Annotated in this window: 5 protein-coding genes; 2 read left to right on the forward strand and 3 right to left on the reverse strand. The window is 61.9% G+C overall.

Annotation, left to right across the window (positions count from 1 at the left end):
• Positions 1-1,599: glycosyl hydrolase 115 family protein (locus ACPYOG_RS18445; protein WP_481295601.1), on the reverse strand; the 1,599-nt coding region annotated here is incomplete at its 3' end.
• A gap of 357 nt (positions 1,600-1,956) precedes the next feature.
• Here ACPYOG_RS18445 and ACPYOG_RS18450 point away from each other — a divergent pair.
• Positions 1,957-2,991, forward strand: a complete 1,035-nt coding sequence (locus ACPYOG_RS18450; RefSeq protein ID WP_481295602.1) for a LacI family DNA-binding transcriptional regulator — start codon at positions 1,957-1,959, stop codon at positions 2,989-2,991.
• 435 nt (positions 2,992-3,426) lie between these two features.
• Here the strand turns inward: ACPYOG_RS18450 and ACPYOG_RS18455 are convergent, their stop codons facing one another.
• Entirely contained in the window at positions 3,427-4,254 is an 828-nt protein-coding gene (locus ACPYOG_RS18455) for an SDR family NAD(P)-dependent oxidoreductase (protein WP_481295603.1), read from the reverse strand.
• 80 nt (positions 4,255-4,334) lie between these two features.
• Between ACPYOG_RS18455 and ACPYOG_RS18460 the strand changes: the two genes are divergently transcribed.
• A complete protein-coding gene (locus ACPYOG_RS18460) occupies positions 4,335-4,760 on the forward strand; it encodes a MarR family winged helix-turn-helix transcriptional regulator (protein WP_481295604.1) in 426 nt (141 codons plus the stop codon).
• Positions 4,761-5,012: 252 nt separating this feature from the next.
• On the opposite strand, the gene ACPYOG_RS18465 is transcribed toward ACPYOG_RS18460, so the two are convergent.
• Entirely contained in the window at positions 5,013-5,297 is a 285-nt protein-coding gene (locus ACPYOG_RS18465; protein ID WP_481295605.1) for a nuclear transport factor 2 family protein, read from the reverse strand.
• Between the last annotated feature and the right edge of the window lie 150 nt (positions 5,298-5,447).

The following is a 5,447-nucleotide window of genomic DNA, read 5'->3' on the forward strand; positions in this document are numbered from 1 at the left end:
TGTCTGGTGGAACACGTCGGTGTCGAGATGCTCGTACTTCCGTTGATTGTTCAGCCGGTAGTACTCGGTGTAGATTCGCGCCGCTTCCGCGCCGATTCCGCCGCTGAACTTGGAGTCCATCCACGCGGCAGTGAACTGCTCTACGTCGCTGGTCGAACGCTCCTTTCCCGCCTCCCACGCACTGCGCAGGAAGAACTCCATTTCGAGCTCGAGCGGCTTCAAACCTCCGATGTTGTCCACCCAGAGCTGCCGGATTCCTCGCTCCCACGCAATTCGCAACTCGGCCTTCATCAGAGCTAGGGGAGTCGAGGATGTCGCGAGATAGCTTGTCGCCGGCGTCGACCAGTAGGACGAGTGGTAGTAGAGACCGTGCCCGCCGGCCCGATGCAGTTCGGCAGTGTCAGGGAAGCGGCGAATGTATCCGAAGTTGTCGTTTGTCCAGACCACGGTGACGTCGTCGGGTAGCTCAAGCCCCGCATCGTACAGTGGAAGGACCTCTTTGTAGGGGATGAAGATCTGCGGTGCGGCACTGGCGGACACGGACAGCGTGGAGGCCAGAATTTTTCGCTGATTCTGGATCGCCTCACCCAGGAGTGCGACCCGAGCAGCTAGACGCTCCTCGTCGGTCAGGGAGATGTCCTGATCGATAGCGGCCGTCTGGAACCCGGTGTCGTGAATGCCGCGCATCCCCAAGGTCCACGTGACTTCGTAGTCTTTGTTCTGCTCGACGCTCTCGCGCCAGTACTTGTGGAGCTGGTCCCGGTTGCGTCCCTTCAGAGAATAGTCGTAGAGGACAGGTTGAAGCTGCGCCTCCTCCCAGGGGCGGAATTCGTGTTCGTTGCTTCTCAGGAGGATGTCGCAATGGCTGGAGCCGATCACGATGCCCATGTCGTGAGCGAGCTTGCCATTGGCGATATCCGTATTGAACGCGCCGACGTGCATGGCGGGCCACAGGTAGTTGCCTTTGAGTCGAAGGATCAGCTCGAAGAGGCGCTCGTATGTGGCCGGGCCGAGCCCGTCATCTGAGGTGTGCGTGGACGCCCAGCGAACCAACTCCTCCTCGTCGTTGATGAACACTCCGCGATAGCGCACGGATGGCCAGTCAACGATTTCGACATCCGGCACGAGAGCGAGCTCCTCCCGTGGGCGGATGGGAGTCTGCCCCCACCACGCCCAGGGGGAGGCACCCAGTTGTTCGCTGAACTCATAGAGCCCGAAAATCGTCCCGCGTCGATCTGCCCCAACGATGTAGAGCGTCTCATCGATCAGCTTGATGAGATAGCTCTCCGATCGCAGCTCACCGTCGGGGTCGCGCAGGACATCGAGGTTGAGGATGTTGTCGTCGATGGCACGTTGGATCAGCGGGGAAGTTCCAGCAGTTCCGACAACGGCACCTCCCCGGCTCGCGTCCTCGACGACCGCGTGAACTCCGGCGATGCGACGGAGATCTTCAGCGACGCTACGGGCAGCTCGCCCGACCGCGATCGATTCCTCTCGGGCCAGAGCGATTGACATGCCTGAGCCACGCCGCGCAATGACCGCACCGCGTTCTCCGGGCGCGGTGAACAGTGCAGTGATCGATGGGGCTGTGAGCGACATTGGCCGTGATTCCGTTGTATTTGGACCCTGGGTATGCCGAGCTGAATCAACCGGCATGTTGCTTGACAATACCAGAAAGGTGATCGTTCACTAAATGATCTCTTGCACGCCTGGACTGCACGCGCGTCGCGGCGGAATGCCGACCCGGCCCGCAGCAAGGGCTTACGGGTTTGACACAAAGTTATCGTTCACTAGAATTGTCGGAGGAACCCAGCAAATCGAGGTCGATCCACGATGCTCGCAACTCGGCACGTGCGACACTGTGGAGGTCGGGGTGGGTCGGAGGCGATGGTGCGGTCGCAGCGCTTTGGGCGTTGACGTCATACGATCAGCGACATGTCGGTGAGGAGCGATGATATGAGCGCCGTCGAAGGCTCTGAGCAGGAACACCAGAAGCGAGCGACGATGTTGGACGTCGCTCGTCACGCGGGAGTTTCCCATCAAACCGTTTCCCGCTATTTGCGGAACAACGGCGGGCTCAAACCCGCCACAATCGAGCGGATCGACCGTGCCGTCCAAGAGTTGGATTATCGTCCGAACCTGATCGCTCGATCGATGCGGACGATGCGATCGAATCGAATCGCTGTCGTGCTCCCAGAACTCAGCGAATTCGTCCCCACCGCCACCCTCCGTGGAGCCGCAGGCGTGGCGCACGAAGCAGGCCTTCTGATCGATGTCGTCAGCCTCGAAGGTAACGAGCGTAATCGGCGTGACCGAGTTCTCGAACTCCTGGACGGTGAGCGAGTCGACGGAATCCTGTCGCTAACGCCATTGGGGGAAATTCTCGACTACCCGCAAATCCCGGGACTCGCGCCGATCGTGGTCGTTGGCGAGTACGACGACAAGATGCGATCCCGTGGCGTCTTCGCGGATGGTGCTCTCGCTGCAGAAATCATCGAGTACTTGGCCGGCTTGGGACATCGCAGATTCCTTCATGTCGCCGGGTCCTCGGAGTGGGCCTCGGCGCGTAACCGCCGTGACGTCTATGTCGAAACCGTCGATCGGTTGGGACTGGAGTCTTATGGCGTCGTGGACGGCGACTGGTCGTTGAGGTCGGGATATGAAGCCGCGCGTGATCTCCCGTCCAATTCAGGAGTCACCGCGGTTCTCGGCGCCAACGATTACGTCGCCCTTGGAGTGATCCGTGGATTTCAGGACAGGGGCGTCAGGGTTCCGGACGATGTCAGCGTATTCGGGTGGGACGACGAGCAATTCACCCAATATATGTCCCCGACCATGTCCACGGTCGCTCTCGACAAAGAAAGACAAGGTCGGCAGGCGATGCAAACTCTTATCGCGCGTGTCCGGGGCGAAACACCACCATTGTTCGACGTGGAAAAGACTGGTCGACTGATTTTCCGAGGGTCGAGCGGACCGGCGCCGCGTATCTGAGCATCTTCAGCTCGGGCCTGGAGAGAAACGTTCTTGCGATCTATCGGGCACAGCCGGCGTGAGCTTTCAGCGCGGCCTCACTGGCATCACCCGCAAACGGCCCGGGCTCCGTGAAGCGCTGGTGGCAGTGCGTGCCCACGACACACTCGTCGCCGCATAGCTCGACCGGCTCGCCCGGTCCCTGCCTGACGCGCGTGACATCGCTGAGGAACTCACACGAAAAGCTGTCGCGCCCAGCCTCGGCGGCAGCGTTCATGACACAGGCGACCCTGCTGGGCCGGCTGCGGTTCAATGTGCTTGGGATGGTCGAGGAGTTCGAGTCCCGACCAGCATGCCGCGGAGCAGTGCTCGGGAACCGGGTGTTGTCTGGCGGGCCGCTCCAAGGCCGCCCGCCAGACCAACGTGGGCGCTGATGCGCCGCCCAATCTTGAAGCGTCAGCCGTTTGCTTCGTGCGACAGCGCCTCCCATGACTTCCACTCGGCCAGTCGAGCGGCGTATACCTGTGGCACCATGACCGTAGGCGCGATCCCGAAGAAGACGCGCAGGGGAGGTCTCTCGCTGTCAACCAGCTCGAGCATCGCTTCACCGACGGCGTCGGGCTTTCCGTACCATTCGGCAGGCTGGCTCGACCATCCCGCGGCGATCTGCTCGCGAACCTGGTCATATGCGGCGATCGGGCTGGCGTGAATCGCGCTGGATCCTGCCCAGTCGGTGTCGTACCCGGCCGGCTCGACCAGAGTGACGTCGATTCCGAAGCCGCTCACCTCCTGTGCGAGCGCGTCGCTCAAACCCTCGAGTGCCCATTTCGACGCGTTGTAGCCACCAAGGCCGGGGAAGGTCACGACGCCACCAACCGTGGAGATTTGGACGATGTGCCCGGAGCGCTGGGCGCGCAGAATCGGGAGCGCCGCCTGGGTCACATGGAAGGCGCCGAAGAAGTTCACCTCGAACTGGTGACGAAGCTGAGCCTCATCGAGTTCTTCGATCATGCCGAACAGTCCGTAACCTGCGTTGTTCACCACGACGTCGATCCGACCGAACCGGTCGACCGTTGCCTCGATCGCTGCGTCGACGGCGCTCCGATCGCTGACATCGAGTCGAATCGGCAGCAGCGCATCACCGAACGTCGCCTCCATTTCGGATAGCGAGTCGACATTGCGGGCGGTAGCGGCCACGCGATCGCCGCGACTGAGCGCCGCTTCTGCGAATCGGCGTCCGAAGCCCCGCCCCGCACCAGTGATGAACCATATCTTGTCTGTCATTTCCAGCCGCTTTTCGTTAGGGGTAAGTTGCTTAGCGTTAAGCAGCCTAGCAGTGAGGTAAGCCGCGATACAATTCGGTCGTGACGAATCTCCGAGAGCTCTTCGACGATCTGGTGCGAACCAAGGCCCTGATCTGGAGCGGGATCGACCGTGGCCTCGCGGACGGAGGTCTCATCGGCCTAGGCCCGCTCAGCATGCTCAATGCCATTCATTCGCGGGGGCGGTGTCGAGTGCAGGATCTGGCAGTGGAAGCCATCATCACGACCGGTGGGGCGAGCCAGGCTGTCGATCGCCTCGTCCGCATGGGGCTTTGCCAGCGGATCGACAACCCTGATGATCGACGATCGTCTCTCGTCGAGCTCACCGGCGACGGCGTCCGGGCCATGAGCGCCGCCAATGTGGCGTATGACGAGTTGCTCGAGACGTACTTCGCGCCGATCCCATCGGGGGAGCGGGCGGCGCTAGGCAGCGCACTTGGTCTACTGCGGGCGCGCGCGACACCCTGAAACGTGTGGTCGCCGAACTCAATCGGTTGCAAGGTGCGGCACGACCGCACCTACCTACCGGGGCGCCGCAAACGATGGCGGTCTCAACCGGTGCAATTCACCACCCGGCTCTGACTCGAGCGTAGTTGCATGGGGCCAGAGACGCGGCTTCTCGAAAGTCTTGCTAACGAGGTCTCGCGAGAGGTTGGTATAGCCGCGTCGGCGCGGCTCGACCGAGCCCTACGCGAGTCGACGAGATCTAGCAGAAGAGGGTCAGACAGCGCCGTCGGCCAGGGTGTCGCCGTGTCGGTGGGCGACCATCGATCGGCCGTTCTCACGCCGGTACACCTGCGTCGCCCGCAATGTGTAGGTGCGCGGTTGTCCGTTGACAGAGGCAGAAGTGTGTTTTAGTGCCGTGGTATAGGCCATGTCGCCGACCACGTCGAACGCGACCAGGTCGACGGTGGACGAGGTGCAGTCCGAGAAGCTGGCGGCGAGGTCCGCGAAGAGCTCGTCGATCTCTTCCTGACCCGTCGCGTTGCGCCAGGCGCCGAACACCCGCGCATACGCAGCTATACAAGTAGCGCATTAGAGTACAAATCCCAAGTGGTGGCCCGACATAGACGGGAGTGGTCGGGGTCACGGGGCGATGACGTCGGCTATCACAAGGGTGGCTTTGAGAACGCGCGAGGCGGTTTCTCGGATGAT

This window comes from Leifsonia sp. HAY1-4F, assembly GCF_056755275.1.